The organism is Halopelagius inordinatus (assembly GCF_900113245.1).
Classification (GTDB): Archaea; Halobacteriota; Halobacteria; order Halobacteriales; family Haloferacaceae; genus Halopelagius; species Halopelagius inordinatus.
Map to the genome: position 1 here is coordinate 87,268 of NZ_FOOQ01000002.1, position 24,982 is coordinate 112,249.

General features: G+C 60.4%; 28 protein-coding genes and 3 tRNA genes. 17 read left to right on the forward strand and 14 right to left on the reverse strand.

Features of this window, described 5'->3' with window-relative positions; translation table 11 throughout:
- Window positions 1-49: 49 nt before the first annotated feature.
- Window positions 50-706, reverse strand: coding sequence for a uracil-DNA glycosylase family protein (locus tag BM167_RS08075; protein WP_177213320.1), 657 nt, complete (start codon window positions 704-706; stop codon window positions 50-52).
- 326 nt (window positions 707-1,032) lie between these two features.
- Between BM167_RS08075 and BM167_RS08080 the strand changes: the two genes are divergently transcribed.
- Window positions 1,033-1,218, forward strand: a complete 186-nt coding sequence (locus BM167_RS08080) for a hypothetical protein (RefSeq protein WP_143095487.1) — start codon at window positions 1,033-1,035, stop codon at window positions 1,216-1,218.
- Window positions 1,219-1,961: 743 nt separating this feature from the next.
- Here the strand turns inward: BM167_RS08080 and BM167_RS18110 are convergent.
- Entirely contained in the window at window positions 1,962-2,234 is a 273-nt protein-coding gene (locus BM167_RS18110) for a hypothetical protein (RefSeq protein ID WP_143095488.1), read from the reverse strand.
- 206 nt (window positions 2,235-2,440) lie between these two features.
- Here BM167_RS18110 and BM167_RS19010 point away from each other — a divergent pair, with 206 nt between their 5' ends.
- A complete protein-coding gene (locus BM167_RS19010) occupies window positions 2,441-2,605 on the forward strand; it encodes a DUF7837 family putative zinc-binding protein (protein WP_449271681.1) in 165 nt (54 codons plus the stop codon).
- 171 nt (window positions 2,606-2,776) lie between these two features.
- Here the strand turns inward: BM167_RS19010 and BM167_RS08090 are convergent, their stop codons facing one another.
- Together BM167_RS08090 and BM167_RS18440 are read right to left on the reverse strand one after the other, a co-directional pair.
- Window positions 2,777-4,003: a helix-turn-helix transcriptional regulator gene (locus BM167_RS08090; protein ID WP_092891345.1), complete on the reverse strand. Its 1,227-nt coding sequence runs from the start codon at window positions 4,001-4,003 to the stop codon at window positions 2,777-2,779.
- A 328-nt stretch (window positions 4,004-4,331) separates the two neighbouring features.
- A complete protein-coding gene (locus tag BM167_RS18440; RefSeq protein WP_177213321.1) occupies window positions 4,332-4,499 on the reverse strand; it encodes a hypothetical protein in 168 nt (55 codons plus the stop codon).
- 182 nt (window positions 4,500-4,681) lie between these two features.
- Between BM167_RS18440 and BM167_RS08095 the strand changes: the two genes are divergently transcribed.
- Window positions 4,682-5,584, forward strand: a complete 903-nt coding sequence (locus tag BM167_RS08095; RefSeq protein ID WP_092891347.1) for an AlbA family DNA-binding domain-containing protein — start codon at window positions 4,682-4,684, stop codon at window positions 5,582-5,584.
- Here BM167_RS08095 and BM167_RS08100 read toward each other — a convergent pair.
- The 3 genes from BM167_RS08100 to BM167_RS08110 all read right to left on the reverse strand — a co-directional run bounded on the left by BM167_RS08100 (window position 5,581) and on the right by BM167_RS08110 (window position 8,958).
- Window positions 5,581-6,681 carry a tyrosine-type recombinase/integrase gene (locus BM167_RS08100; RefSeq protein ID WP_092891349.1) on the reverse strand — a complete coding sequence of 367 codons (1,101 nt, stop codon included), beginning with the start codon at window positions 6,679-6,681 and terminating at the stop codon, window positions 5,581-5,583. The two genes, BM167_RS08095 and BM167_RS08100, sit on opposite strands and share 4 nt — an antisense overlap.
- A gap of 150 nt (window positions 6,682-6,831) precedes the next feature.
- Window positions 6,832-6,906, reverse strand: a tRNA-Glu gene (locus tag BM167_RS08105).
- 69 nt (window positions 6,907-6,975) lie between these two features.
- Window positions 6,976-8,958: a 3-hydroxyacyl-CoA dehydrogenase/enoyl-CoA hydratase family protein gene (locus tag BM167_RS08110; protein ID WP_092891351.1), complete on the reverse strand. Its 1,983-nt coding sequence runs from the start codon at window positions 8,956-8,958 to the stop codon at window positions 6,976-6,978.
- A gap of 289 nt (window positions 8,959-9,247) precedes the next feature.
- On the opposite strand from BM167_RS08110, the gene BM167_RS08120 reads away from it, so the two are divergent.
- Complete coding sequence (locus BM167_RS08120) at window positions 9,248-9,832, forward strand: DNA-3-methyladenine glycosylase family protein (RefSeq protein WP_092891355.1); 585 nt, start codon at window positions 9,248-9,250, stop codon at window positions 9,830-9,832.
- 70 nt (window positions 9,833-9,902) lie between these two features.
- Here the strand turns inward: BM167_RS08120 and BM167_RS08125 are convergent, their stop codons facing one another.
- Entirely contained in the window at window positions 9,903-10,268 is a 366-nt protein-coding gene (locus BM167_RS08125; protein ID WP_092891357.1) for a hypothetical protein, read from the reverse strand.
- A gap of 128 nt (window positions 10,269-10,396) precedes the next feature.
- On the opposite strand from BM167_RS08125, the gene BM167_RS08130 reads away from it, so the two are divergent.
- From BM167_RS08130 to BM167_RS08140, 3 genes are read left to right on the forward strand one after another with little or no spacing between them, the layout of a single operon-like run.
- A complete protein-coding gene (locus tag BM167_RS08130; RefSeq protein WP_092891359.1) occupies window positions 10,397-11,116 on the forward strand; it encodes a potassium channel family protein in 720 nt (239 codons plus the stop codon).
- Complete coding sequence (locus BM167_RS08135; protein ID WP_092891361.1) at window positions 11,113-12,660, forward strand: TrkH family potassium uptake protein; 1,548 nt, start codon at window positions 11,113-11,115, stop codon at window positions 12,658-12,660. The genes BM167_RS08130 and BM167_RS08135 overlap by 4 nt, the downstream gene beginning before the upstream one ends.
- Window positions 12,657-12,869 carry a hypothetical protein gene (locus tag BM167_RS08140; protein WP_092891363.1) on the forward strand — a complete coding sequence of 71 codons (213 nt, stop codon included), beginning with the start codon at window positions 12,657-12,659 and terminating at the stop codon, window positions 12,867-12,869. The genes BM167_RS08135 and BM167_RS08140 overlap by 4 nt, the downstream gene beginning before the upstream one ends.
- Here BM167_RS08140 and BM167_RS08145 read toward each other — a convergent pair.
- The 3 genes from BM167_RS08145 to BM167_RS08155 form a co-directional block, all read right to left on the reverse strand.
- Entirely contained in the window at window positions 12,866-13,609 is a 744-nt protein-coding gene (locus tag BM167_RS08145) for a winged helix-turn-helix transcriptional regulator (RefSeq protein ID WP_092891365.1), read from the reverse strand. The two genes, BM167_RS08140 and BM167_RS08145, sit on opposite strands and share 4 nt — an antisense overlap.
- 75 nt (window positions 13,610-13,684) lie before the next feature.
- Window positions 13,685-14,383 carry a universal stress protein gene (locus BM167_RS08150; protein ID WP_092891367.1) on the reverse strand — a complete coding sequence of 233 codons (699 nt, stop codon included), beginning with the start codon at window positions 14,381-14,383 and terminating at the stop codon, window positions 13,685-13,687.
- Window positions 14,384-14,464: 81 nt separating this feature from the next.
- Entirely contained in the window at window positions 14,465-15,823 is a 1,359-nt protein-coding gene (locus BM167_RS08155; RefSeq protein ID WP_092891369.1) for a putative ATP-dependent zinc protease, read from the reverse strand.
- Between the two features lie 141 nt (window positions 15,824-15,964).
- Here BM167_RS08155 and BM167_RS08160 point away from each other — a divergent pair, with 141 nt between their 5' ends.
- The 7 genes from BM167_RS08160 (at window position 15,965) to BM167_RS08190 (ending at window position 21,379) form a co-directional block, all read left to right on the forward strand.
- Window positions 15,965-16,990, forward strand: a complete 1,026-nt coding sequence (locus BM167_RS08160) for a succinylglutamate desuccinylase/aspartoacylase family protein (RefSeq protein ID WP_092891371.1) — start codon at window positions 15,965-15,967, stop codon at window positions 16,988-16,990.
- A 146-nt stretch (window positions 16,991-17,136) separates the two neighbouring features.
- Window positions 17,137-17,529: a succinate dehydrogenase, cytochrome b556 subunit gene (sdhC, locus tag BM167_RS08165; protein ID WP_092891373.1), complete on the forward strand. Its 393-nt coding sequence runs from the start codon at window positions 17,137-17,139 to the stop codon at window positions 17,527-17,529.
- Window position 17,530: 1 nt separating this feature from the next.
- Entirely contained in the window at window positions 17,531-17,908 is a 378-nt protein-coding gene (locus BM167_RS08170; RefSeq protein WP_092891377.1) for a succinate dehydrogenase hydrophobic membrane anchor subunit, read from the forward strand.
- 1 nt (window position 17,909) lies between these two features.
- Window positions 17,910-18,800: a succinate dehydrogenase/fumarate reductase iron-sulfur subunit gene (gene sdhB, locus BM167_RS08175; protein ID WP_092891379.1), complete on the forward strand. Its 891-nt coding sequence runs from the start codon at window positions 17,910-17,912 to the stop codon at window positions 18,798-18,800.
- Window positions 18,801-18,846: 46 nt separating this feature from the next.
- Window positions 18,847-20,700 (forward strand): FAD-binding protein, encoded by a 1,854-nt coding sequence (locus BM167_RS08180; RefSeq protein WP_092891381.1) that lies wholly within the window; start codon window positions 18,847-18,849, stop codon window positions 20,698-20,700.
- Between the two features lie 124 nt (window positions 20,701-20,824).
- A tRNA-OTHER gene (locus BM167_RS08185) sits at window positions 20,825-20,919 on the forward strand.
- Between the two features lie 220 nt (window positions 20,920-21,139).
- A complete protein-coding gene (locus BM167_RS08190) occupies window positions 21,140-21,379 on the forward strand; it encodes a helix-turn-helix domain-containing protein (RefSeq protein ID WP_092891383.1) in 240 nt (79 codons plus the stop codon).
- A 9-nt stretch (window positions 21,380-21,388) separates the two neighbouring features.
- Here BM167_RS08190 and BM167_RS18445 read toward each other — a convergent pair whose 3' ends face one another.
- Together BM167_RS18445 and BM167_RS18450 are read right to left on the reverse strand one after the other, a co-directional pair.
- Window positions 21,389-21,547, reverse strand: a complete 159-nt coding sequence (locus BM167_RS18445) for a DUF7563 family protein (protein WP_177213322.1) — start codon at window positions 21,545-21,547, stop codon at window positions 21,389-21,391.
- A gap of 49 nt (window positions 21,548-21,596) precedes the next feature.
- Window positions 21,597-21,737: a hypothetical protein gene (locus BM167_RS18450; RefSeq protein ID WP_177213323.1), complete on the reverse strand. Its 141-nt coding sequence runs from the start codon at window positions 21,735-21,737 to the stop codon at window positions 21,597-21,599.
- 86 nt (window positions 21,738-21,823) lie between these two features.
- Between BM167_RS18450 and BM167_RS08195 the strand changes: the two genes are divergently transcribed.
- The 3 genes from BM167_RS08195 to BM167_RS08205 all read left to right on the forward strand — a co-directional run bounded on the left by BM167_RS08195 (window position 21,824) and on the right by BM167_RS08205 (window position 24,829).
- Window positions 21,824-23,035, forward strand: coding sequence for a helix-turn-helix transcriptional regulator (locus BM167_RS08195; RefSeq protein WP_092891385.1), 1,212 nt, complete (start codon window positions 21,824-21,826; stop codon window positions 23,033-23,035).
- 146 nt (window positions 23,036-23,181) lie between these two features.
- Window positions 23,182-24,246 carry a DUF7096 domain-containing protein gene (locus tag BM167_RS08200; RefSeq protein WP_092891387.1) on the forward strand — a complete coding sequence of 355 codons (1,065 nt, stop codon included), beginning with the start codon at window positions 23,182-23,184 and terminating at the stop codon, window positions 24,244-24,246.
- Between the two features lie 160 nt (window positions 24,247-24,406).
- Entirely contained in the window at window positions 24,407-24,829 is a 423-nt protein-coding gene (locus tag BM167_RS08205) for a DUF8133 family membrane protein (RefSeq protein WP_092891389.1), read from the forward strand.
- Window positions 24,830-24,906: 77 nt separating this feature from the next.
- On the opposite strand, the gene BM167_RS08210 is transcribed toward BM167_RS08205, so the two are convergent.
- A tRNA-Thr gene (locus BM167_RS08210) sits at window positions 24,907-24,980 on the reverse strand.
- Window positions 24,981-24,982: the final 2 nt, after the last annotated feature.

Sequence of the window (24,982 nt, forward strand, 5' to 3'; positions counted from 1 at the left end):
TCTCCCGTCTCCACTTCCTCTAATTTCCTCGGGATATTCTGAGTCGACATCATAGAGAACTTGATTGAAGAGCCTGACTGATAGCCTCTTGCACCATCGGAACCCACTCGTCCTCTGCGACCGTCCGTTGCGCCCAATGAAGGGAAATAACGAGGGGGTAGGCGGTGTCGAAATCCGCCGTTCCGTACTCTTTCGTTACACGCACGCTCTTCGCCTGTGAGACGGGGACCCCGAGCGCACGAAGGGTACGAATCGTCGCTCCCTTCCCGAGCGTCACCACGGCCTGTGGGTCCACTCGCCCGAACTCGGCTTCGAGGTAGGCGCGGCAATGAGAGTAGGCGTCGTCTGTGTCTGCACCGGGAATTCCTCTGTTCTCGTCCGGACTCGTCGGACACTTAATCGAATCCGCTACCCAGGCGTCTCCCAGTCGGTAGTTCGTCCGAGAGAGCAGTCGATTGATGAACCGACCCCCACGAGCGTTTGCAAACCGTCGCATCCACTCTTCATTGTACTCTTCCCACGAGTCGTACTTCGACCAGTCCGTCGGATGTCGAGGCTCGTCGGTGACGAACATGACCTCTCCATCGGGATTCCCGAGACCGGGATTCACGAGCCTGCCCTCCGAAGCACACTGAGCGGAGCACCCCTCACACGGACCCGTTCCTTCCTGCGCGTTCTGTCTGATAACATCGAGTTTCTGAATCATGATATGGTATGACCCACCTCGACCGAAGTTGCCTTCGCACAAGAACATGTCGATTAATGTACCAGTCAATGCTCCAATAATGGTCGTGACAATGGTCCCAATAATGTTTCGGCAAATATACTGAGGGTCCGATTTCGAGCATTCTGAGCCACCTATCCTCGGTTGAGAAAATTGGCCAAACTTCTGAATGACGAACAGAGGGTGAAGTCGGTAGTTCAGAGACTGATTTGTTCTAGCAAAAAAGATGTTACTGAGGTAGGCTTCGGATGTGTATCTCTTGCTCTGCGGTAGTAGCCTACAAGAACTTCCAACGAATTCAGGAAGTGATGCCGAACATCGGCCTCGTCCGTTCGTTCGGTGTAACCGAGAATACCGACGTTAATTCCCCTGACCCCCTGTTCTACATTGAGGGTGACAATGGCGGAGTCCGGTTCCCTATCGACGCAGTCCGCGCCGAGGACCTCGCTGAGATGTTCGACGATTTAGCCGACGAGCTCGCAGTCGAAGGGTAGGCGGGGAAGAACTCTCCTACAGATTTCGACGGATTTCGTCTTCGTACTTCTCACTCAGTTTGAACTCGGTATGTGCGTTGCTCTCCTCGACCCATTGACCAGGAGTATCTTTAGCGTAGCCCGCTGCTTCTCGGTTAGGTTCTCGAAGCCGTGCTGAATACAGCGTGCGAATTTGTTACCCAAAATTCATTCTGTTTGCGTTCATTATCGGTAGGTATGGACTGGAAACCTCTTCTCCTACTCGTATTAGTTTGTCTCTCTTGGGTTATCTTCATCTATCACTTCCGGAAGGGGAACAAGGGGACGGTTTGGATATCCGGGCTGTTTATGTCTCTTGGTGGTTCAACAGGAATCGCGTTCCTTGGAACTTTCTTCCCTCTTGAGCAGTCGCTCCAACTGTGGATGGGGATAATCTGTAGCGTGATTATGATACTCGGGGGAATCGTAATGTGGATGGGAAAATCCGGGTCAGACACCCATTCTGCCTCACCACGATAGAGAAACAGACGCACCGCCCGGCTGTGACACGCTGTGTTATGTATCAAAAATAGGATTACAACAGAGCCACATCCTACTCTGAGTAGACCAGCACGACACCTACCACCGGTTCTGAAAAACTGAGCAACTTCGTTGAAATCACACAGAGGGTGAGCTCCGCTGAGACGCTGAAGACTGTTCTAGGAAAAAAGATGTTACTGGGTAGGCTTCCCTCGGGTAACAGATTCTATCGAACGTGGCTGCACCTACCCGTCTATTGGAGGCTTCTTGAACGTCGGAAGTTCGTTGATGAGGTTCGGATTGTAGTCGTGGACTCTAAGGATATCTCGGACAATCTGTTCGTCTTCAACCTCGGCTACCCCGACGAGCCGCCGACCGACGACGAAGTCGTTGTCGAAGCGCGGGTGATACTCTCGCCGCACTCTAAAGACGAGGTAGCCGCCACCCGTCTGCCAATAGCTCAATTCAGTCGTAATCGGTGCATCATCTTCATGGTCGCTGCGTTCGTGTTCTCGCATGGCTTTCATCCTAAGAAAGCCGAGTCTGGGTGCTCTTACCACCTGGACTTTCGAGGTCCGACGACTCGACTCTCTTCTCCGACGTACGCCGAGAATCGTAATGAAAGCGCGGTTCTAATCTGACGAAATCGAAACAGAGAATGCTTCAAACGTAGATATTCGGTATGTTCTTGTTCCGATAGCTCGTAGTTGTCGTATCGAGTTCTATGACCACGAGTGAGTCTACCGTCGGTCTCTGCCCCCACTGCGGCGAGTCGATTCCCGAGGAGAACCTCATCATTCACTACGAGCGAGCCGATGGCTGGACCATCGTGGTAGCCGGGTGCCGCTGGTGCGATATTGTCGTCGAGCCGAAGCCTATCCACCAATGACTGTTGTCCTCTGCGGGTTCTTAGCTAGACATCGGACATGGGACATAGGTGTATTCCGCGAGGAAATGAGTGAGTTAGGTATAATATCGTATAGTAATTAATTGAAATAAAGTTAGAATCTACTTCAAATAATACGTCTTCGAGACTCCCCGGATGTCCGGTGTCCGATGTCTAGGTTAGCTTATACGCTCGTTTCTTCCCTACGGACAGACTTTCAATCATTTCAAGCGTTTCGAGTTCGCGAGCAGACCGCTGAACCGTTTTATCAGAAACATCCATTTCTTCGGCCACTTCTGATTTTGTCATTTGACCCTCTCGACCGAGGAGGTAGACCATCCTCTCGCGGGCGTTCGGTGAATTATCCGAACTTTCTCCTTCATCATGATAACTCTGGAAGAAATCTAACATCTGCGTCCACGAGAGTTCGATAAACTCCAGCGCTTGGTCGATGTGCTCCTCGTCTACCTCGGTGCTGCACTTGTCTAAAGCCGCCATGAGACAGCCCAACCGGAGCGTGTGCTCAATGTAGCGAGTTACGGACGGCTCAACGATTTTCCTTGTACCCACTTCCGATTTTTCAAGATTACCAACTATGACATCTCTTACTTTACGTTGAACTCGTTCCGTGTCATAATCGAAACTAAATTTCTTTCCTCCATGGAATTCGTTTTTAATTTCAGTAAGCGTGTCCACTACATCGTCACTCCGGAAGTTGCTTCCATTGCTGTCTTCGACAGCTCGTTCAAGAATCGCATCGCCGACACGGAATCGGAACTCCGGGGGGATATCACGGAAGAAGTAGAAGAATCGTGCCAATGTTCCGTTGCGCATCAGATTCTCTAAGTTCATATCCATCTCTGTCGGTGGATAACTCGTTCCAATAAGGGTACAGGTCGCTCTATATTCGATAGTCCCGGCGGCCATGTGGCGTTCAACATGTCCTCCGTCCAGAATCGAATTTATATTCTCAGGGATATTTTTATTCCAATCCGAACTCCCGGACCGTAACAGCTGTATTGCCTCGCGGAAGCCGACGATGTCGTATTTTTCTGCGGCACCTGGCTCTTCTTCTCCATCAACGAAGGTTCCGACGAGACCGGCATTCGTCAAGTCGTTCGAGTCGCTGAAATTCATATCGGCGAATGTGGCGACTTTTTTCGCGTAATCGAATGCCGGGTCCTTCCCGCTCCCGGAATCCTGCACCATGAACGGGTGGACTCGGCAGTGCTTTTCGTTGTCTCCAATATCGAAGCTCGAATCACCGACAGCTTGTCCGAGCAGAGCCAGCATGAAGCCCGTGTGAAGCGTCTCGTTGTCCATTGAGTACCGCTCTGCATCTTCGAGATACCTCTCGATGAACTCGTCTCCCCAAACGGGGTCGGTTTCACCGAACCTCATGCAAACCACCCTGTAAGCCTCGGTCGTACGCCTGCGATTAGGCGAGTGAAAGATTGATTCTCCGCTTCAGCGAAGATTGATTCGTACCCGGTCCATGCGTTTTCGATGAGTTCTGTTAGGTCGCTCATTGTTTGAGTTTCTGGATAGCCGCTAGGCTATGTAACCGAATTTTCCGAAAAGCGACCCGATAAGCTTCATATACCCATAGTCCCTACTAGGGACATGGTGGGCCACCTACTCCGGACGGGATGGTCTACCCGCTGTGGAGCACGTCGGTTGAATTGATTGGAACCAAACGCAACCAACGTGTTCCGACTGTAGGGAGTCGCTAGCGTACCTCCTCGTATACATCAGCCATCTCGTTGACGAGTTCGTCCCAAGTCAACTCTTGCTTGAGTGGCCGGAGACGCGCTCTGGTGGACTGATATACAGGAACGGTTCGTTGTTCTTCGACCTCGTTGGTGTTTCCCGTGTTCGAGGCTTTTGCGACTTCCATGTTACTACATAGTTCCCGTACGGTCATAAACATACCGCAAAAATTTTAGATATCAATCTTAAAAGCGGTTTTTCGGTTTGTATTCAAAACTTTAAGAGGGGTGGGGTGGTTCTAGAAGACCGCTATCGAAGCTGCCCAAGAACCTGAGAAAGAACCATACATCACCTACTGTTATCATTGATATGGAATCTCAGCTCTTCCCTACTGAGGTCTTGGAGTGGACGTGGGAGACGATTGAATCGCTTCGAGAGAATGAACAGGAGGAAAATCGCTACTTAGAGTACAAAGCTCACCTACACTATCCTGAAGATGAGAATGACAAGTCGAAGACGGAGTGGCGTCATAACATCGAGGCAGAGATTACGGCCTTTGCGAACGCGAACGGTGGTATCCTACTCTTCGGAGTAGGCGACGATAGAACGCCGATACCGTTCGAGCCTCCAGAACACGACGTAGCTCGGACAGTCAACCAATTCATCCAGAATTCGACTCCGGTTCCTCAAGTTGATGTGTCAACGATGAGGGCACCTACCGACGAGGTAGACCGAATAATCGTTGTCGTTCGAGTTCACGAAGCAACCCGAAAACCGGTGATGACCTCGAAATCGGCGTGCTATGTCCGGATTACAGAATCAAAGCATCCAATGTCACGTGAACAGATTGAGTCCATGTTTGTCGAAGCTGACCGTCGGCAACAGGCGGTCAGACAATTAGAAATGGAAATAGAACAATTTTTAGATATTTATGAAGAAACATTTGATGATTATCTGCTAACTGACGCACCTCCGGATTACTACTTAATAAATAAAATAGATTTCTATCGCGTATTTCAGGAAAACACTCACCTGTATTCGGATGAGGAGGTATCTCAAAATATTCGTAACATACTCTCTGAACTCCGGAAAATAGAATTGGGAGAGAGATACGAGAGGAGGCTTAAGGATGGGGAGGTACCTAACCCATTCGAGGATTCAAAGCGAAAGAATGTAGCGGGCCGACAAGAATTGGAGCGACAGGTTAATCGATTAAAGAACATGATTTTACAGCTCATTGAGTCTGCAGACTTAGATGTCGAACCCCGCTAGCCCATCCGGTCAAGCGCTTCTCGTCGGTCCTCCACGGGTGTCTGGTCGTACTTCATCGTCGTCTGCTCGCTCTTATGACGGAGTTGCGCTTGCGCCGCCGCGAGGTCCTCCTCACGGGTCATGTACGTCCCGACAGAGTGCCGGATTGCGTACCAACTCATGCGACGGTTCTCGTAAGGGATGTCGGCTAAGTCGCAGAGGCGTTGGAGTAGGCTCCGGAGTGAACTCGTCTGATACGGATTTCCTTCGCGGGTGAGCCAGAGTATATTCGTATCGTCGTATCGGCTATACATCTCTCGTTCGTCGAGCCACCGTTCGAGAGCGTCGGCAGTTCGCTCGGTGAGTCCGACTACCCAGTTGTCCTCGTTCTTGCTCGACTCTTCTCGGGGAATTCGGAGGAGTTGATTCTCTACGTCTACCCACGTGGTCTGCGCGCGTTCGACTTCGACAGGGCGTAGCCCGGCATCGAGACTCGTCCAGACGAGGGAGGTGAACTTCCAGCCGTTCGCTCGGTCCCAGTCCTCGGAGCCTACCTCACTCTTTGGCTTTCCAAAGCGCTGTGCTAAGAGTGCTTTCCAGCGGTCACGCTCGTCAGGAGTAAGACCTCCGTAGGCAGGGATGGACCCGTACTCTAATGCTGCTTCACGGATTCGAACCCTCTCCTCGATGGTGAGGTAGTCACGTGGATTCGGACTACTGGACGAGGAGAACGAGTGGGCCGGTTCCCATTCGTCACTTCCGCGCGCGTACGCGGTCCACTTGAAGTACCGTTTGAGGGACTTCTGAGTGTTCGCCTTGTGGGTCCGACTCTTATCACTAAAGGCGAGTTCGCGCATATAGGCGTCAGCGTGGTCGTGGGTGAAGTTCGTCGTGTAGCCGTGGTTCTGCCACACCCACCGATTGAATTGGTCCGTTCTGTAAGCCGTTCGTAGGACCGTGTCGCGGCTGTATCCCGTCGCGGTCGATGGGTCCTTTCCGAACGCGAGGAGCCACGAGAGGAAGTCCTCGCGCGCCTCGCGGTAGTCGAGAAGTTCCTTCGGGTTTAGTATCTCGGAGGATGGGTCGGTTACGACGGGGTATTTGTCGAGGTCTTTCAATTCGACCCCGTTCCTTCTTCGGCTTTGATATTTTCTAATCGCGGTACAACGTCGGGGTGGTGGTTACATCGAATCGTATCGGCCTGTGACATAGGATTTGCTCCATGCTATGTCACGTGTGAAAACTACAGGACGGGAGTGCTGTAGGAATGCTCGGTAGGGGATTTGAACCCCTGTCCTCGGCTCGAAAGGCCAAGATGATTGGCCGGACTACACCAACCGAGCCTGCACTCATTTCTCGTCGGCTGAATTGTTTAAAGATTCCGTTACGGGACGGCCGAGGGTGTGAACCTCTTACTTACCCTCGAACTCCGGCTCTCGGTCGCCCATGAACGCAGTGACGCCCTCCATCAGGTCGTCGGTGTCGTAGAGGAGGCCGAACGCCTGCGACTCGACTTCGAGTCCGGCGTCCGCGTCCGCCCATCCGCTCCGCATCGCGCGCTTCGTGTACCGCTGGGCGACCGGCGGTCCGGCGGCGAGGTCACGCGCCAGGTCCCACGCTCTCTCGTCGAGTTCGTCGTTCTCGACGACGTCGTTCAGGAAGCCGTACTCTCGCATCGTCTCCGCGTCGTAGCGTTCGGCGGTGAAGATGATCTCCTTTGCACGACCCGTGCCGACGATGCGCTGGAGGCGGACGGTGCCGCCCCACCCCGGCAGGAGACCGAGGTTGTGCTCCGGTTGGCCGAGTTCGGAACGTTCCGAGGCGACCCGGAGGTCCGCGCAGGTGGCCAGTTCCATCCCGCCGCCGAGGCAGTAGCCGTCAATGGCGGCGACGACGGGTTTGTCGCTCGCTTCGAGTTTTCCGAACGTCCGCTGGCCCTTCCGGGAGAGTTCCGCGGCGACGACCGGTTGCCCGCCGCCGGCGGCCATCGCCTGCACGTCCGCGCCCGCGGAGAACGCCCGGTCCCCCGCGCCCGAAAGGAGGATGCAGCGAACGCCGTCGTCGTCGTTCAGTTCGTCTATCGCGACGGCGAGTTCGTCGAGGAGTTCCTCGCTTATCGTGTTCATCCGGTGGGGTCGGTCGAGTTCGACGTGACCCACGTCGTCGCGAACCTCCACAGAGAGCGTCTCGTAGTCGCGTCCCGCGGATTCGTCGTCGGACTCGCCCCCGTCGCGGAAGCCCGCCCCGGAGTCGCCGAGTTCGCGGAGCAGTTCGACGGCCTCGTAGCGGTCCGCGCCCGTCTCCTCGCGGAGTTCGTCGAGCGTTTCGACCAACGACTCGAGTCCCGCGCCGTCGGCCATCTTCGCGGGGCCGTCGGGGAAGCCCGCGCCGAGCATGACGGCCCGGTCGATGGCCTCGGCGTCGGCGACGTCGTTTTCGACGAGTCCGGCGACTTCGTTCGCCATCACGGCCATCAGGCGGCGCTGTAACTCCTCGCGGACCTGGTCGGAGGGTATCTGTGCGCCGTCGCCGTCTTCGTAGTCGTAAAAGCCCGACCCGGTCTTTTTGCCCAACTCCTCGGCTTCGACTTTCGCTTCGAGGAGGGGAGACGGTTCGTAGGCGTCGCCGAGAACCTCGTGCATGTAGTCGAGGACGTGATACCCCACGTCGACGCCGACTTGGTCGGCGAGTTCGAAGGTGCCCATCGGGAGGCCGAGTCCGTACTTCGTCGTCGAATCGACTTCCGCAACGGTGGCGTCACCGGACTCGACTATCCACGCCGCCTCGTTCATCAGGGGGACGAGGATGCGGTTGACGATGAACCCCGGGCTGTCCTTGTGGACGCGGACGGGCGTCTTCCCCATCTCTTCGGCCAAGTCGGCGATCAGATCCATCGTCTCGTCGGCCGTCTCCGCGCCGGAGATGACCTCGACGAGCTGCATCCGGACCGGCGGGTTGAAAAAGTGCATCCCGCAGAACTGCTCTGGACGGTCGGTCACGTCCGCGAGTTCGGTGACCGAGAGACTGGAGGTGTTCGTCGCGAACACCGTCCTGTCGGGGGCGGCGGCCTCCAACTCGGTGTAGACGTCCTTCTTTATCTCCATCTTCTCCGGTACCGCTTCGACGACGACGTCCGCGTCGGCGACGGACTCTGCGAGGTCCACGTACGTCGTGACGCGTTCGAGGGCGGCGTCGGCGTCCGCCTCGGATATCTGTTCTCGCTCCGCCAGTTTGCCGAGGCTCCACTCTATCTGGTCGTACCCCTTCCCGACGAACTCCTCGTTTATGTCCCGGAGGTTGACGGCGTAGCCCGCGAGTGCCGCCACTTCGGCGATACCGTGTCCCATGTTCCCGGCACCGAGAACCGTGATAGTGTTGACATCGTCTATCTCCATGCCTGATTCCTCGCCTGCGTGGGGTTTCAACGTTTCCCTCGGCTGAAAAGGAAACCCGTAACGAGTTCATTAACGGTTTTTACTGAAACTATCGGCGAGGGAATCGCTGTCCCCGGTATGGACGGACTCACGGCTGGCACGGGAGTCGCGGGCCGCGACCACGCAGTACTCGGCCGACGCGACTCTCGTTTGCCCCTCGACACGGCGCTTCGTCGCGGGCGCTTTGCGGCGTCTCGGTGGAAAGAGAGCGAGTACGTCAAGTCTGTGGGCACCCGAGTGGAGACACCGGATGACAACGACTGATTGGAAGCGGGTGCTTCGTTCCGACCCCGTGATGGCTGACCTCGTCGAGACCTACGGAGAGGTCGAGTTCGCTCCCGCCGAAAGCGAGTTCGAGCGACTCTGTACCACCATCATCAACCAGCAACTCTCGACGCAGTCGGCCGCAGCGATTCGCGAACGCGTCTTCGGGCTGTTCGACGGCGAGATAGAGCCCGAAGCGCTCGCGGCCCTCGAACACGACACACTCCGAGACGCCGGACTCTCGCGCACGAAGGTCGAGTACCTCCGCAACGCCGCCGAGGCGTTCCGGACGCAGGACCTCACGCGGGAGGGACTCGCGGGGCACACCGACGACGAAGTCGTCGACCTCCTCACGGAGATCAGAGGTATCGGCGAGTGGTCCGCGCACATGTTCCTGATGTTCGTACTGGGTCGAGAAGACGTCCTCCCATTGGGAGATTTGGCCGTCCGACGCGGACTGGAGGACCTCTACGGCGTCGAGACGCGAGCGCAGATGAGAGATATCGCCGACGCGTGGCGCCCGTTCAGGTCCTACGGAACGCTCTACGTCTGGGAACACTACGAGAGTTAGCGTCCCCGTCCGTCGCCCCGACATCTCGGTGACCGCCTCTCCGAGAGAGCACGCGGTACCCCGAGGATAGCTATTCGCGGCGGTCGATCCGACCGAACACTCGTCCGAGAAACACCCAGTGGAGCGACGTGCGTCCGTCGGGCCTGACCTCCTCGTACACGTGGTACAGGTACGGACCGTGCGGACACTCGGAACAGCCTTCACCGCACGGTTCGCTCTTGATGACCTCCGTGTACTCCGCTCGCTCCTCGGTCGAGAGTATCTCCTCTCCGGGCGCCGCTTCTATTTTATCGGAAACGGGCGCTTGCAGTTCTCGTATCCGACGTTGCGCGAGGTGAACTACTTCCCGTAGTTCGTGCTCTTGCAACTCGTTTAGTTCCGTCACGAGTTCGTCCGGAAGGGACCAATCGTCCTGTGCTCCCGACTCGTCTATCATGTCGGTTCGGATGGGCCCCTCATACTTAACTTCCCCTATAGATTCTTCGCACCGATCAATGAAAACAGTATATATTAATGGATACTCAAATCGATACGCTTTCAATGTGCGTTCGACAATTGCGTCCTATGTACATCATCGTCGTCGGAGGAGGGAACATCGGTCGCCCCCTCATAGACATCGCCACGTCGTCGGGCAACGAGGTCGTCGTAATCGAGAAAGAGAGCGTGAAAGCCGAGGCTATCGCGGGAGCGTTCGACTGTCTCGTTCTCAACGACGACGCGACGACCAAGGACACGCTTTTGGATGCCGGCGCCCGGAGGGCCGACGCGATAATCTCGACGACCGATCAGGACGCGACGAACGTGATGATCAGTCTCCTCGCGAAGGAACTGGAGATACCCGACGTCGTCTCGGTCGTCCACAACCCCGAGCACATGAGTCTCTTCGAACAGATCGGCGTGAACACGATGGAAAACCCCCAACGCCTCATCGCCGAGTATCTCTACTACGCGGTAAAACGTCCCTCTATCGTCGATTACATGCGCGTCGGCGAGGAGGCGGAGGTGTTCGAAATCCGCGTCGCGGAGTCGGCACCGGTCGCGGGGAAACGACTCGACGAGGCGGCGGACCACGGCCTCCTGCCCGACGACACACTCGTCGTCGCCGTCGAACGAAGCGAGGCGGACGGTCCGATAACCCCGCGAGGCAACACGGAGATACGCGAGGGTGATCTCCTGACCGTCTACTCCGGCCGCGGTGCCACACCGGACGTGACCGATCTCTTCGGACACTACGAAGACCACGCCGGGGCGTCCAGAGGAAGTCGGCGAGCGAACGACTCATGAAAACCACCGTTCGAACGGTCGCACGCGACGTCGGACGGATGCTCCAGGCACTCGCCGCGTTGATGTTGGTGTCGGTAGTCGTCCCTCTCGTCTGGGGTGAGTTCTGGGCCGTCCCATCGCTCCTCGTCGGGGGAGCGATTCCGTTCGTCATTGGAGTCGCACTCGCCCGGTACTTCGCCGACGCGCCGAATCCGGGGAAGTTACACGGGATGATGATCGCCGCCTCGGGGTGGTTCTTCGTCGCGCTATTCGGCTCGCTGCCGTTTCTCTTCGTCGCGTGGACGATTCACCTCGACCCCGCGTTCTTGGGTGCGCCCGACCTGACGGGTCGCGCGGCGAGTACCATCGGCGCGTTCCGGAACCCGATAAACGCCTTCTTCGAGTCGATGAGCGGATTCACCGGAACGGGACTGACGATGACCGACGACGAGAGTGCACTCCCCGCGACGCTTCAGTGGTGGCGGTCGTTCGTCGAGTGGGTCGGCGGCGTGGGCGTCATCGTCCTCACGACCGCCATCCTCTCTCGGCCGGGTAGCGGGTCACTCACCCTCTACGAGTCCGAGGCGCGGTCGGAGAAGATTCACCCGAGTATCGTCTCGACCGTTCGAACCATCTGGTGGATATTCCTCCTCTTCACGTTCGTCTCCATACTCGTCCTCTGGTTGGCGGGGATGCCGCTTTGGGACGCCATCAACCACGCGATGACCGGACTCGCGACGGGCGGGTTCTCGATAACGGACAACAGCATCGCCACGTACGACAGCGCGGTCATCGACTTCGCGCTCGTCCCCGTGATGATTCTCGGGAGTATCGCGTTCCCGGTCCACTACCTGATGCTCCAAGGGGAGTTGAAGAATATCTACACGGACTTGCAGACGCGGTGGGTGTTCGGATACTTCGGACTCGGCACCCTCCTGTTGGTGGCGGTACTGTTCTTCAACGGTACGTACGAATCGCTGTTCGAGGCGGTTCGGTACGGTCTCTTCCAGTTCGTCTCGGCCGCGTCGTGTACGGGGTTCCAGACGGCCGGGTCGCTCGGAACGAGATGGTCGCCGGAGGCGCAACTGACGGTCTCTCTCGGGATGTTCGTCGGCGCGGCCGCCGGGTCTACCGTCGGCGGAATTAAACTCATCCGGGCGTTGACGCTGATAAAGGGGACCGCGTTCAGAATCGGCGACGCGTTCTATCCCGACGCGGCGGTTCGGCACTTCGAGGTCAACGACCGGGACCTCACAGAACAGGAGGCGACCCGAGAGTTCGAGGAAGCCGCGATCATCGCGTTCCTGTGGGTCGTCTTTCTCGCCGTCGGTATCTTCGTCCTCCTCACGGTCCTCCCGACGGGCGAGTTCACGCTCGAAAACGTCGTGTTCGAGGTCGCATCCGCACAGGGGAACGTCGGCCTCTCCTCCGGTATCACCGGCGCGTCGATGCCGACGGCTGCGAAAGTGATGTTTCTGTTCAACATGTGGATCGGACGGCTCGAAATCATCCCGGTTCTCGTCCTTCTGAGAGCACTGTTCGAGCGAGGAGGAGTCTACAGATGAGCGTCGAAGACCTGCCGATTCTCGGTCCTGTCTTCGATTCGGGCGCCGACGACCACGTATTCGACGGACTGCTACTTGCAGGGCCACTTTTGCTCTGCGTCCTCGCTCTCGTCGGTCGAACGCGAGTCACGACAGTAATCGCTGCAGGCTATCTCCTCGTCTTCGTCGGGTACATACTCTACAAAGCGGGCAAATACGAGAGTGCTTAATCGCCGCGGAACGCGGCGACGGTCTCCTCCGAGAGACCGCCGCGCGCGAACAGGGTCACGAGGTCGTCGGCGCGGATTTCGGTGTTCCCCTTCGGGGTGAGAATCCGTTCGTCGCGTTCGACGGAGACGACGAGCACTTCCGGGGCGACGAGTCCGCGCTCGTTCGCCTCCCTGAGCGTCAGGCCGTCGATTTCGGCCCCGCGAGCGACGCTCACTTCGACCACCTCCGCTCCCCCCGACAGCGACATGAAGTCGGCGATAGACTGGCCCTCGCGCCGCCCCTCCGGTCCGAACGCGTGGTACGGGCGGTGTTCTTCGTGTTGGAGGAGATGTTCGTCCTCGACTTCGAGGCCCACCTCGGAGACGTCTCGCGTGACTCGGGAGAGTTCCTGTGCGTCTTCGCCCACGGTCGTCACGTGGATGTTTCCGGTCCCGCACATGAGTTGCCGGACGTTGACGACGCCCGGCACCTCGGCTATCTGTTTCGCGAGGCGTTCTCGCTCGTCGATGCGCGCCGTCCCGACGACGAGGTTCGTCAGGCGGCCTTCGGCGCGTTCGTAGTCGACGTGCGCGTGATACCCTCGGATGACCCCGTCGGACTCCAGTTGGTCGATTCGGTTCCGAATCGTCCCGGCGGAGACGTTCACCTCGTCTGCCACCGTCGGCGCGGAGGTGTTCCGCGCGTCGCGGACGAGGCGATAGAGGATTCGCTTGTCGACTTCGTCGAGGCGGTCGACCATGCGCGTTACTGCGCGTCGATGGATGATAAACGCTGTCAGATCACGCCGCGAGCGCCCCCGAACCGAGGAGAGCGCTCACTTTCGGAGGACGACCACGGGAACGTCGGTTCGGTCGGCGATAGAGTCGTACGTCTTCCCGAACACCCTCTCGAACGTCGGTTCTTCCGTCTCGCCCATGACGATGATGTCGTGGCCGCGCGCCTTCTGACTGATCTCGAACGAGGGGTCGTCGGAGACGATCACCTCGGTGTCGATGGAGAACTCGGAGAACCCCGCGTCGACGAGCCGGTCTTTCAGCGAGGAGAGCACCTCCCGTTTCTCTTCGACGTCGTCCGACTCCGTGACGTTCACGATGGTCGTGTGGGTGATGACGTCCGCGTCTAACGCGCCGACGAACTGCGCTATCGACTCGGCGAACGTCTCGTCTCTGACGGCGATGAGAACGCGCCCGAGGTGGGTCATCGGACGCGGAACTAACAGCGCGTCGACGTCGCGTTCCTCGGCGACTCTCGTCGGTTCCCCGTCTAAGTCGTCGCCCATGGCCAGTTCGACCTCCGCGGTTTCTCCGCGACGGAGGAACTGGTGAGCGAGAGAGTACAGGGTGTAGTTCGCCTCGACCAGACTGCGCTGTCGTTCGTCTGGGTCCGAACCGGCCGGGCCCTCGTAGAGACCGAGAAGGAGGACTCTGCAGTTCGTAAAGCCGTCGACGAACGACGACGGAAGCGGGTCGGGGTCGGGGAACCGTATCGGTATCAGTAGCGTCGGAGAGTCCATATTCGAGTCACCTACGCCGAACTACGAGCCACCCGGTGAAAAATATCGCCCATCCGACACTGGGCGCCGCCGGAGCGCAGTTTACTCCAAGTACTCCTCTTCGCGTTCGTCGTCGTCTTTCGACCCCGAGTCCGCGCGGCGGCGCACGTCGACGCGGTAGTGTTCGAGGATGTCCCGGCCGAGGAGTATCGGGTAGTCCATGTGCGAGCGGTCTTCGACGCTCGCGGTGACGGTGTGTTGGGTGCCGCCGATACCGATGACCAAGTCGACGACCGGACGGGCCTTACCGGACTTGTGGCTCCCCGACCGCACGCGCGTCATGCTCTTTATCGGTCCCGCGCCGATTTCGGCCGCCAACGACGTGTCGATACTCGTCCGGGTCGCGCCGGTGTCGGACTTCGCCAGCGTCTGCGTCGAACCGCTGGTCCCCGAGACGATTATCTCCTCGATGTAGCCTATCGTCGGCGTCTCCTCGTCGGAGGAGGGGTCCACGCGCGGCATGCTCGCGGGGCGGGAGTCGTCTAAGGTCGATGCAAGTTCCGCGACGCGGTCGTCGTCCACCTCGCCGCCCGCACGTTCTATCGCGGCCTTTGCGATGTACGGGGCGGGGCTCTTACCGGTCGCTTTGTGCAGTCCCTTGAACCCGGCCGTCGGGTTTACCTCGAGGACGAACCAGCCCTCCTCGCCCTCGACGAGGTCGACGCCCACGTAGTCGAGGTCCATCACTTCCGCCGCGTACAGGGCCGTGTCGCGGGCCTCTTTCGGCATCTCGCCGGTCGCGTCGAGAACGTCGCCGCCGAGGGCGACGTTCGTCCGCCAGTCTCCGTCGGGCGCGTAGCGGTACATCGCGCCGATTATCTCCCCGTCGACGATGTAGACGCGCAGGTCGCGGTGTTTCTCCTCGTCGCGTTCGATGAGGTCCTGCAGGAACGCCTGTCGGTTTCCGACCTTCGGGTTGACCGTCTCCGTGAGGTCTACCTTCCACGTGCCGCCGCCGTGGGTCCCGATTGCGCTCTTGTAGACGCCCACGTCGCCGAACCGTTCGCGGTCGGCGTTCAGTTTCTCGTTCGAGAGCGCGAGCAAGGCGTCGGGCACCTTGATGTTCCAGTTCGCCAGCGTCGCCGCCGTCGCGAACTTGTGAATCGCCGTCAGCACGTGCGCCGGTTCGTTCAGCATCGGACGGATGCGCTCGAACGTCGTCGCGAGGCCGAGCAGTTCCGCGGGTTCCTCCGTGTTCGACAGGAGCAGTCGGTTCGCGATGATGTCCACGTCGGGTTCGATGGCCACCTCGCCGTCTTCGATGCTTATCGCCGTGTTCTCCTGTCGCAGCCACAACCCTCGGTGGCCGAGGTCGTCGACCGCGTTGAGAATCGCTTTCGTCTCCTTACTGGTGTGCAGAGAGAGTACACCCACTCGAACTTGGGTTCCGTCCGTAGACATAATAGACAGTAACATTCCGCGGTTTCAAAGGCATGCCGGTACGGTGAATCCTCGGCGACGCAGATTCAGTTTCTCGGACTGCGACCCCGGGCGGACGCTCGGTGCGGGAGCGTTATGTAGTGGCCACCCCGAATGCGGGGTATGAGCGACGATGTGACCTTCACGTACAACGGCGGGAAGGTCGCTCCGGGAGAGACCCAAAACATCCGGTACGGTATCAGCGAGACCTATCTCGGTGACCCCGTCCGCATCCCGGTCACTATCATCAACGGCGAACGGCCCGGTCCGACGGTGTTCCTCTCCGCGGCCGCCCACGGCGACGAACTGAACGGCATCGAGGTTGTCCGCGAAGTCGCCTTCGAGTGGGACCTCTCGGACCTGGCGGGAACGCTCGTCTGCATGCCCGTTCTGAACGTTCCCGGGTTCTTGGCACAGCAGCGATACCTCCCCATCTACGACCGCGACCTGAACCGGTCGTTCCCCGGACAGTACGACTCCACGAGCGCAAAGCGCATGGCGGCGCGAATCTTCGACAACTTCATCGCGCCCTGCGACTTCGGCCTCGACTTTCACACCTCGACGCGCGGGCGGACGAACATGCTCCACGTCCGCGCCGACATGTCCGACGACGGCGTCGCGCGACTGGCGAAGGCGTACGGGCCGAACGTCATCATCGACAGCACCGGCTCCGACGGGATTCTCCGCACGGAGGCGACCAAAGTCGGCATCCCCACCATCACGATAGAGATGGGGGAGGCCCACCGGTTCCAACGCGAACTCATCGACGACGCCCTCGCGGGCGTCGAATCGGTGTTCGCCGAGTACGGCCTCCGCGACACCACCGTGGTTCGCTGGCCGGGGTGGCAGACGATAATCGACGACGAAAACGAGAAGACGTGGATTCGCGCGGACGCGGGCGGCATCGTGGACATGCACCACAACCGGGGCGCACTCGTCAACGAGGGCGACCGAATCTGCACCATCACGAACCCGTTCAAAGACGACAACGTCACCATCGACGCGCCGTTCACCGGCCTCCTCGTCGGCGTCCTCGAAAATCCGGTCGTCTACCCCGGAAACCCGCTCTGTCACCTCGTCGAACTCGAAGAACCGGTCCGCCGCGTCGTCGAACAGCGGCAATCCCCGAGGGGCGACACCCGCACCTGACGGCTCCGACGGCGGTGAGAACGGCCGAATCGCGACCGCGTGCGCGTCCGGGCGGCGAGACGGAGTGCCGTCGTCCGATTCCCGCCCGCCGGGTGCGTTCGTACACGTAAGTTCTATACGATGCCGGTACTCAGATTCACGAGAGCATGAGTCAGTCTTACAATCGGGGCCTCATCGAGGACTTCGGCCGGTGGCGGGAGTTCTCAGCAGGGATGTGGGCCTGGGTTTTCCACAAGTTCACGGGCTGGGTGTTAGTGGGCTATCTGTTCACCCACATCGCCGTCCTCTCGACGGCGCTGCAGAGCCCGGATGCGTACACGACCACCATCCGGACGCTGGAGAGTCTGTTGGTGGTCCGTATCATGGAAGTGGGACTCCTCGCAGTTGCCGTCTTCCACATCCTCAACGGGCTTCGCCTCCTCTTCGTCGACCTCGGTGTCGGATTGGGATCGCAGGACAAGAGCTTCTACGCGTCGCTCGTTCTGACGGGGGCGATAGTCGTCGCCAGCGTGCCGACGTTCCTCTCGGGGGTGTTCTGAGATGGCAGAGCGTTACTCCTCGTTCGAACGCGGCGGTAGTCGGTGGCTCTGGCAGCGAATCACGGCCGCGTTCCTCGTGGTCGTGCTCGCGTTCCACTTCTTCCTGCTTCACTTCGTCCACCACGCGGACGAGGTGACGTTCGCCATGTCGGCGGGGCGGATGGAGACGTGGACCTACTACTCGCTTATGGTGCTTTTCCTCGTGACCGCGACGTTCCACGGGGTCAACGGCGTCTACAACGCCCTCATCAATCAGGGTCTCACCGGAACGCGAAAGACCGCAGTCAAGTGGACGCTCGGCGCCGCGAGCCTCCTCCTCGTGGTGCAGGGCATCCGAACCGCGAACGCATGGGCCGGTATCACCATCCTTCCGTTCTAACATGAGCACACAAGTTCCCGAACAATCCGAGGAAGAATCGTCCGCGAGCGCGGAGTCGGACACTCCCGCCGCTCAAAAAGAGCGCATGCGACAGAAGCGCGACAGAGCGGAGGCCCGCGAGCGCCAGCGGCAGAAGAGAGAACAGGAGAAAGCCGAAAGAGACGAGGAGACGAACGTTCTGAAGGTGTTCCGGTACGACCCCGAAGTCGCCGGAAAACAAGAACCCCGCTTCGACGAGTTCCACGTCCCCTACCACAAGGGGATGACCGTCCTCGACGCTCTGATGTACGCCCGCGACGAGTACGATTCGAGTCTGACCTTCCGACACTCCTGTCGACAGGCCATCTGTGGGTCGGACGCGTTCTTCATCAACGGGCGTCAGCGACTCGGCTGCAAGACGCAACTGTCCGACCTCGAAGAGCCGGTTCGCGTCGAACCGCTCCCCCACGCCGAAGTCGTCAAGGACCTCGTCGTGGACATGGACCACTTCTACGACCAGATGGAGGCGGTCGAACCCTACTTCCAGACGAACGACCTGCCGGACGACGAACTGGAAGAACAAAAGCAGTCCCGAGAGAACCGCGAGAAGGTCAAGATGTCCACGCGCTGTATCTGGTGCGGTGCGTGTATGTCCTCGTGTAACATCGCCGCGGGCGACAACGAGTATCTCGGCCCGGCGGCCATCAACAAAGCCTACCGTTTTACGATGGACGAACGCGAGGGCGAGGACATCAAACAACACCGGATGGAGATTCTGGAGCAGGAACACGGCGTCTGGCGCTGTCAGACCCAGTTTTCCTGCAGCAACGTCTGTCCGAAAGACATCCCCCTGACGGAACACATCCAGGAACTGAAGCGCGAAGCCGTCAAGAGCAACCTGAAGTTCTGGTGAGATAGTCGAATCGAACCAGCATCAAACACGACACACAACTCATACCATGTACGAACACGACGTTATCGTGGTCGGCGCGGGCGGCGCGGGCCTCCGCGCGGCCATCGCGGCGCAAGAAGCAGGAGCGGACGTTGCTATCGTCTCGAAGCTCCACCCGGTCCGAAGCCACACGGGTGCCGCGGAGGGCGGTATCAACGCGGCGCTCCGAGAGGGCGACTCGTGGACGGACCACGCGTACGACACGATGAAAGGCTCGGACTACCTCGGGGACGCCCCCGCGGTGGAGGCGCTCTGTAGAGAGAGCCCCAAAGAGACGATGCAGCTCGAACACTGGGGGATGGCGTTCTCCCGCGAGGAGGACGGCACCGTCTCCCAGCGACCGTTCGGCGGTCTGTCGTTCCCGCGGACGACGTACGCGGGCGCCGAAACCGGTCACCAACTGCTCCACACGATGTACGAGCAGTTGGTCAAACGGGGCATTCAGGTGTACGACGAGTGGTACGTCTCGCGACTCGCCGTCACCGACGAGGCCGACCCCGAAGAGCGGACGTGTCACGGCGTCGTCGCCTACGACATCCAGTCCGGCGAGATATCCGGCTTCCACGCCCGAGACGGGGTCATCCTCGCGACGGGCGGACTCGGACAGGTGTACGACCACACGACGAACGCCGTCTCCAACACCGGCGACGGCGTCGCCATGGCGTATCGGGCGGGCGTCCCGATAGAGGACATGGAGTTCATCCAGTTCCATCCGACGACGCTCCCTTCGACCGGCGTTCTCATCTCCGAGGGCGTCCGCGGGGAGGGCGGCATCCTCTACAACGAGAACAGCGAGCGGTTCATGTTCGAGTACGGCTACGCGAACAACGCCGGGGAACTCGCCTCCCGCGACGTGGTGTCGCGCGCGGAGTTGACGGAGGTAAACGAGGGCCGCGGCATCGAGGACGAGTACGTCCACCTCGACATGCGCCACCTCGGCGAGGAGCGCATCTTGGACCGCTTGGAGAACATCCTCCACCTCGCGGAGGACTTCGAGGGCGTCGACGGCCTCGAAGAACCGATGCCGGTCAAGCCCGGACAACACTACGCGATGGGCGGCATCGAGACGGACGAGAACGGCGAGACGTGCGTCAACGGCCTGTACGCGGCCGGGGAGTGCGCCTGTGCTTCCGTCCACGGTTCGAACCGACTGGGCGGCAACGCCCTGCCGGAACTCATCGTCTTCGGCAAGCGCGCCGGCTACCACGCCGCGGGCAAGGACGTCGAGGACGCGAAGATAGAGACCGGTCAGCGCGGCGAGTGGGAACGCGGCGACGTCGACACGCCCGTCGAACCGGGCGCGATAGCGTCCTCGAGCGACGACGTCGTCGCCGACGGCGGCGCGGCGGCGTCCGGCGGGTCCTCCTCGCTGACGCCCGAGGGGTACGTCGAACGCGCCCTCGAAGCCGAACGCGAACGCGTCGACCACCTCTTGGGGAAGGACGACGGCATCCAACAGGCGGAGATTCGCGCCGACGTCCAGAAGTCGATGACGCAGAACGTCAACGTCTTCCGCGAGGAACCGGGCCTCAAGCAGGCGCTTCGAGACATCCGCGAGGCGCGCGAACGCTACGAGGACGTGTACGTCGCCGACAAGTCGCGCACGTTCAACACGGACCTCATCCAGACCATCGAGATGCAGAACATCCTCGACGTGGCCGAAGCGATAACGCTCGGCGCACTCGCGCGCGACGAGTTCCGCGGCGCGCACTGGCGGAAAGAAGCCCAAGAGCGACGCGACGACGTGTGGCTCAAACACACGATGCTGTCGTGGAACGGGGGGACGCCCGAACTCTGGTACCGGCCGGTCATCCTCGAAGGCGAGGACAAGACGTACGAACCGAAGGTTCGGAGCTACTGACCCCGCCGCGACGTTCGCGACGGACTGACTCCTCGCGCGGCGGCACCCCGTTCGTCGCCGCCTCTGTTGTCGACTTGGCGATTCACCAACGGCTATTTGTGCCGCACCCTCGTAGTTCGAGATAGGAAGGGTAGCTCAGTGGTAGAGCGACTTCCGGGGGAGACCGCCCTGCGGTCCCATCGGAGATGGCTTCGCGTGGTTCAATTCCCGCCCCTTCCACTCGCCACCTCCCGCTTCGTTCTCCGTGTGTCGCCGTGTCACTGTCGTCGGTAGTCGAAAATAAGCCGCCGAAACTGCCGCCGTTCGTCCGTGAACGTTCCTGACGAATACGCCGTTCGCCGCAGAGAGGGCCGCTACCTCGCCTTCGCCGTCCGACCCATTTCGACAATCGTCGTGGATTGGTTTTATTATCGTCGAACCCAATCACTCGGCAACAACCATGCAACGACCCATCCAGTCCAACTCGCCGTCCGGCACAGGTCTCTCGACGATGCCCGCCGATTTGGAGTCTCCCAGGGCGAAACTGGTCTATCTCTATCTCTCGACGCAGGGCGACGCTTCGATTACCGACCTACAGAACGGATTGGAGATGAAGAAGCTCTCGTTGTACAGCATCCTCGGGACGTTGCGCGAACGGGGCCTCGTCGACCAGGACGCCGAACGCTACCGTATCGCCTGACGCTGTTCGTCAGGAGTTTCTCGGAGAACGGGCCTTTCTCACGTCCGCACCGTCGCGTACCATGTCGTCACAGTACGGACAGACGCGGGGGTCTTCCATCTCGGTGGGGGCGAAGACCCGTGCGTATGCGGGCGTCACGAACGAACCGCAGTTCTGGCACTCGGGCATGAGACATCTGAACTCTTATACCTATCTGACATAAACGTTCGCCCGGACTTCACCAGACGACGCCGAGTATCACGTCGAGAACAGTCGCCGGGAGCGCCGAGTCGATTCTGACGGGTAGCAGACACCGGCCTATCTCACCGTCCGCTCTGCGCGCGCTGACGCAATCGAACTGGTCTCTCGATCGTGTCACCGTACTGTCTGTATCTCCGTTTTCAATTCTTCGTGACTGTCCCGTTGCGGAAGTGGTTTGTGCCCCCCCGTTCGAGTTCCGCCGAGATGACTCGTCTCGCACCCACCGCATCGTGCGCCCTCGTTGCCCTCCTCGTCGCCCTCGCCGTCTTCGGCGGCGGTTCGGCCCCGGCGTCGGCTCAATCGACGGCGACTATCGCCGGGACCCAGATAGCTCCCGACGACGTCTCCCTCCGAATCGCGCTCCGACCGAACGGCACCGCAGCGTGGGAAGTCGAGTACCGCGTCCGACTCGACGACGAGAACGAGACGGAGGCGTTCGAGTCGGTCCGAAGCGACATCCGGGCGAACGAGTCGCCCTACATCTCGGAGTTTGGCTCTCGGATGGACGCGACGGCCTCGACGGCCGAAAACTCCACCGAGCGCTCGATGAGCGTCGAGAACGTGGACGTCTCCGCCTCCCGACAGCAACTGCCGCAGGAGTACGGCATCATCACCTACTCGTTCACCTGGACGAACTTCTCTGCCGTCGAGGACGGGCAGATTCGCGCGGGCGACGCGCTTGCGGGGTTCTTCCTCGACGGGGAAACCTCGCTTCTCGTGACGTGGCCCGAGGGGTACGAAGCGGAGTCGGTGTCGCCCGACCCGAACGACCGACGGACGCGAACCATCGTCTGGCACGGTCCGATCGACTTCGGACCCGGCGAACCGACACTCGTTCTCACCGAGACGCCGCCGGCCGAATCATCGTCGGCGACGGCGACGCAGGCGTCGGCCGACGAAGAGGGGTCCTCCGGGAACAGCGTCGCCGTCCTCGGTGCGTTGGCACTCCTCGCCGTCGGAATCGTCGGCGGCGGATGGACGCTGTACCGCCGATACGAGGGCGAGCAGACGCCCCGCGACGCCGAACCGAGCGGTCGCGCCTCCGCCACCGGCGGCGACGATTCCACCGCGCCCCGAGAGACCAACGACTCGGAGGCACCCGACGAGTCGGCGACAGGGGATGTCTCGGCGGGCGGCGCGGGCGACGCGGGCGACGTCACCGGCGACGACGCCGACGAGATGCCGTGGGAGGACGAACTCCTCAGCAACGAGGAGCGCGTGTTGGCCCTCGTCGAACACGAGGGCGGCCGGTTGAAACAGCAGGAAGTCGCACAGACGCTCGATTGGACCGACGCCAAGACGAGTCAGGTCGTCCGCAAGATGCGCGACGCGGGAACGCTGGAGGCGTTCCGCCTCGGGCGCGAGAACGTCCTCGTGTTGCCCGAGGAGTCCGACGACGGACCGGGGGCAGAATAAGAAGCTTTCGACCGTTTACGTCGGACGACGGGCGTTATGGGATGCAATCGACGGACGGAAGCGACGTGAAAATCCGGTTGAATGGGACAAAACCCGAACGAAGATAGACGGTATATATGGTCGAACAGCCAGTACGGAGAGACGAAATGAGGCGAGTGACTGTACTCTTTGCCGTCGTGTTCGTCGTCGTCGCCGCGGTACCGGTGGGCGCGGTTGCCGCCGGGAGTCAGGTGGCGGAGACGCCCGCGGACACGCCGACAGAGACGACAGCGACGGGAAGCGAGACGGCGGACGCCAACACCACAGAGACGAGCGACAACGACTCGGACCGCATTGCGCCGGGCGAGCAACTCGCGGGCGTCGTCGCCGTCCAACGGGCCGAAATCGACGGCGAACTCGAATCTCGGTCGTTCGGAACTCGGGTATCGGAGGCGGCGACCAACGACTCGAAGGCCCGCGTCGTCGCCGACCAGATGAACGAGAGTCGCGAACGTCTCGACGAACTTCGAGAACGCCGCAGCGAACTCCGGGCGGCCCGCGAGGCGGGCAACGTCTCTCGGGGCCGGTACAACGCGGAGGCGGCCCGACTGACCGCCGAGATACGCTCGCTCCAACGCCTGTTGGACCGGTCGTCCGACGCCGCGCGGGAACTCCCCGAGGAGACCAGGCGGTCGAACGGAATCGACTCGGAGGCGGTCGAACGCCTCCGGACCGACGCGCGCAACCTCTCGGGCGACGAGGTGTCCGCCACCGCGAGGCGCGTCGCCGGACCGAACGTCGGTAACGGACTCGCGGACGAGGAGAAGCCCGGTAACCGGAGAAACGAGAGCAACGAGAACTCCGAGGCGGACGCGCCCGGTCGGTCGGACGAACGCGGGCCGTCGCGGGCGAACGGCGACGCCGACGCACCCGGTCGGTCGGACGAACGCGACCGGGGCGTCGATTCCGCACCCGGACGCGCGACCGACGAAGCCGACGGCGACGGCGACTCGTCGGCAGTCGCTCCCGGACGTTCGGCTGGAACCATCGGCGGAGATAACGAGACCGAAGTGAACGGTACAGACAGGCCCGGGAACTCCGGGGTCGGTCGGGAACGCGGCGACGGCGACTCGAACGGCGCGAACGGCCCGACGAACTCGAACGCCCCTCGCGGACCGAACGCCGGTTTCGACGGTCTCCGCTCGTCTCTTTACTCGCTCGTTAGTCGGTGACTTCCGTTCGTCGCCTCGCCTTCGTCCGACGACTGTTCTGCGGTTCCACGCGTGACAGCACCGTGACATCGGCGTTCGATTCAGCCGGGCGTCGTCGAAATTCAGTTCTGATAGTAGGGAGGTAAACCTATATTCTATCGGGTATTTCAGTACAACGAGAATGGAGTACGTGTATCCGGTCGTGGGCCTCGTCGTAGGCGCTTGTCTCGTCGGAGTCAGCGTCCTGACGGCGTTCGTCTACACGCCGTACACGACGTCGCTCCTCGATACGTCCGTCACCGCGTTCACGGGCGTCACGCTCCAAATCGGCGACTTCGTCGCCGTCTCTTCGGTTACCGCGATTCTCTTCGACGTACTGGCGGGGCAGTTCGGGGTGACGTACCCCATCATCGTCCCGTGCGCCTTCGCGTACGTCGTCACGCACGTCGTCGTCTACTACTCTTGTCTCCGCATCACGGACCTCCAGGGCGAACCGCTGGACCCGGATTTCGACATCCGACAGAATCCGATGAAACTGGTCGCGCTCTCGATTCCGGGAGCGCTCATCCTCTTGGCCCCGCGCGACGGCGACCACTCGCGGTGAAGTTCGCCGTATTACCTGCTCTGCGGGTGATATAGTCGTTATTCAGCGCTACCGTCTCGCCGTCGTTCGGACAGAAGAGCCAGGGCGGGGATTTGAACCCCGGAAGTCTCGATTACAAGTCGAGTGCATGAACCGCCCATGCTCCCCTGGCAC

Excerpts from the sequence above, each read along its gene's own strand:
- BM167_RS08075 (WP_177213320.1), bottom strand. The coding sequence starts at position 706 with ATGATTCAGAAACTCGATGTTATCAGACAGAACGCGCAGGAAGGAACG.
- BM167_RS08080 (WP_143095487.1), top strand. The coding sequence starts at position 1,033 with ATGCCGAACATCGGCCTCGTCCGTTCGTTCGGTGTAACCGAGAATACC.
- BM167_RS18110 (WP_143095488.1), bottom strand. The coding sequence starts at position 2,234 with ATGCGAGAACACGAACGCAGCGACCATGAAGATGATGCACCGATTACG.
- BM167_RS19010 (WP_449271681.1), top strand. The coding sequence starts at position 2,441 with ATGACCACGAGTGAGTCTACCGTCGGTCTCTGCCCCCACTGCGGCGAG.
- BM167_RS08090 (WP_092891345.1), bottom strand. The coding sequence starts at position 4,003 with ATGAGGTTCGGTGAAACCGACCCCGTTTGGGGAGACGAGTTCATCGAG.
- BM167_RS18440 (WP_177213321.1), bottom strand. The coding sequence starts at position 4,499 with ATGGAAGTCGCAAAAGCCTCGAACACGGGAAACACCAACGAGGTCGAA.
- BM167_RS08095 (WP_092891347.1), top strand. The coding sequence starts at position 4,682 with ATGGAATCTCAGCTCTTCCCTACTGAGGTCTTGGAGTGGACGTGGGAG.
- BM167_RS08110 (WP_092891351.1), bottom strand. The coding sequence starts at position 8,958 with ATGGAGATAGACGATGTCAACACTATCACGGTTCTCGGTGCCGGGAAC.
- BM167_RS08120 (WP_092891355.1), top strand. The coding sequence starts at position 9,248 with ATGACAACGACTGATTGGAAGCGGGTGCTTCGTTCCGACCCCGTGATG.
- BM167_RS08125 (WP_092891357.1), bottom strand. The coding sequence starts at position 10,268 with ATGATAGACGAGTCGGGAGCACAGGACGATTGGTCCCTTCCGGACGAA.
- BM167_RS08130 (WP_092891359.1), top strand. The coding sequence starts at position 10,397 with ATGTACATCATCGTCGTCGGAGGAGGGAACATCGGTCGCCCCCTCATA.
- BM167_RS08135 (WP_092891361.1), top strand. The coding sequence starts at position 11,113 with ATGAAAACCACCGTTCGAACGGTCGCACGCGACGTCGGACGGATGCTC.
- BM167_RS08140 (WP_092891363.1), top strand. The coding sequence starts at position 12,657 with ATGAGCGTCGAAGACCTGCCGATTCTCGGTCCTGTCTTCGATTCGGGC.
- BM167_RS08145 (WP_092891365.1), bottom strand. The coding sequence starts at position 13,609 with ATGGTCGACCGCCTCGACGAAGTCGACAAGCGAATCCTCTATCGCCTC.
- BM167_RS08150 (WP_092891367.1), bottom strand. The coding sequence starts at position 14,383 with ATGGACTCTCCGACGCTACTGATACCGATACGGTTCCCCGACCCCGAC.
- BM167_RS08155 (WP_092891369.1), bottom strand. The coding sequence starts at position 15,823 with ATGTCTACGGACGGAACCCAAGTTCGAGTGGGTGTACTCTCTCTGCAC.
- BM167_RS08160 (WP_092891371.1), top strand. The coding sequence starts at position 15,965 with ATGAGCGACGATGTGACCTTCACGTACAACGGCGGGAAGGTCGCTCCG.
- sdhC (WP_092891373.1), top strand. The coding sequence starts at position 17,137 with ATGAGTCAGTCTTACAATCGGGGCCTCATCGAGGACTTCGGCCGGTGG.
- BM167_RS08170 (WP_092891377.1), top strand. The coding sequence starts at position 17,531 with ATGGCAGAGCGTTACTCCTCGTTCGAACGCGGCGGTAGTCGGTGGCTC.
- sdhB (WP_092891379.1), top strand. The coding sequence starts at position 17,910 with ATGAGCACACAAGTTCCCGAACAATCCGAGGAAGAATCGTCCGCGAGC.
- BM167_RS08180 (WP_092891381.1), top strand. The coding sequence starts at position 18,847 with ATGTACGAACACGACGTTATCGTGGTCGGCGCGGGCGGCGCGGGCCTC.
- BM167_RS08190 (WP_092891383.1), top strand. The coding sequence starts at position 21,140 with ATGCAACGACCCATCCAGTCCAACTCGCCGTCCGGCACAGGTCTCTCG.
- BM167_RS18445 (WP_177213322.1), bottom strand. The coding sequence starts at position 21,547 with ATGCCCGAGTGCCAGAACTGCGGTTCGTTCGTGACGCCCGCATACGCA.
- BM167_RS08195 (WP_092891385.1), top strand. The coding sequence starts at position 21,824 with ATGACTCGTCTCGCACCCACCGCATCGTGCGCCCTCGTTGCCCTCCTC.
- BM167_RS08200 (WP_092891387.1), top strand. The coding sequence starts at position 23,182 with ATGAGGCGAGTGACTGTACTCTTTGCCGTCGTGTTCGTCGTCGTCGCC.
- BM167_RS08205 (WP_092891389.1), top strand. The coding sequence starts at position 24,407 with ATGGAGTACGTGTATCCGGTCGTGGGCCTCGTCGTAGGCGCTTGTCTC.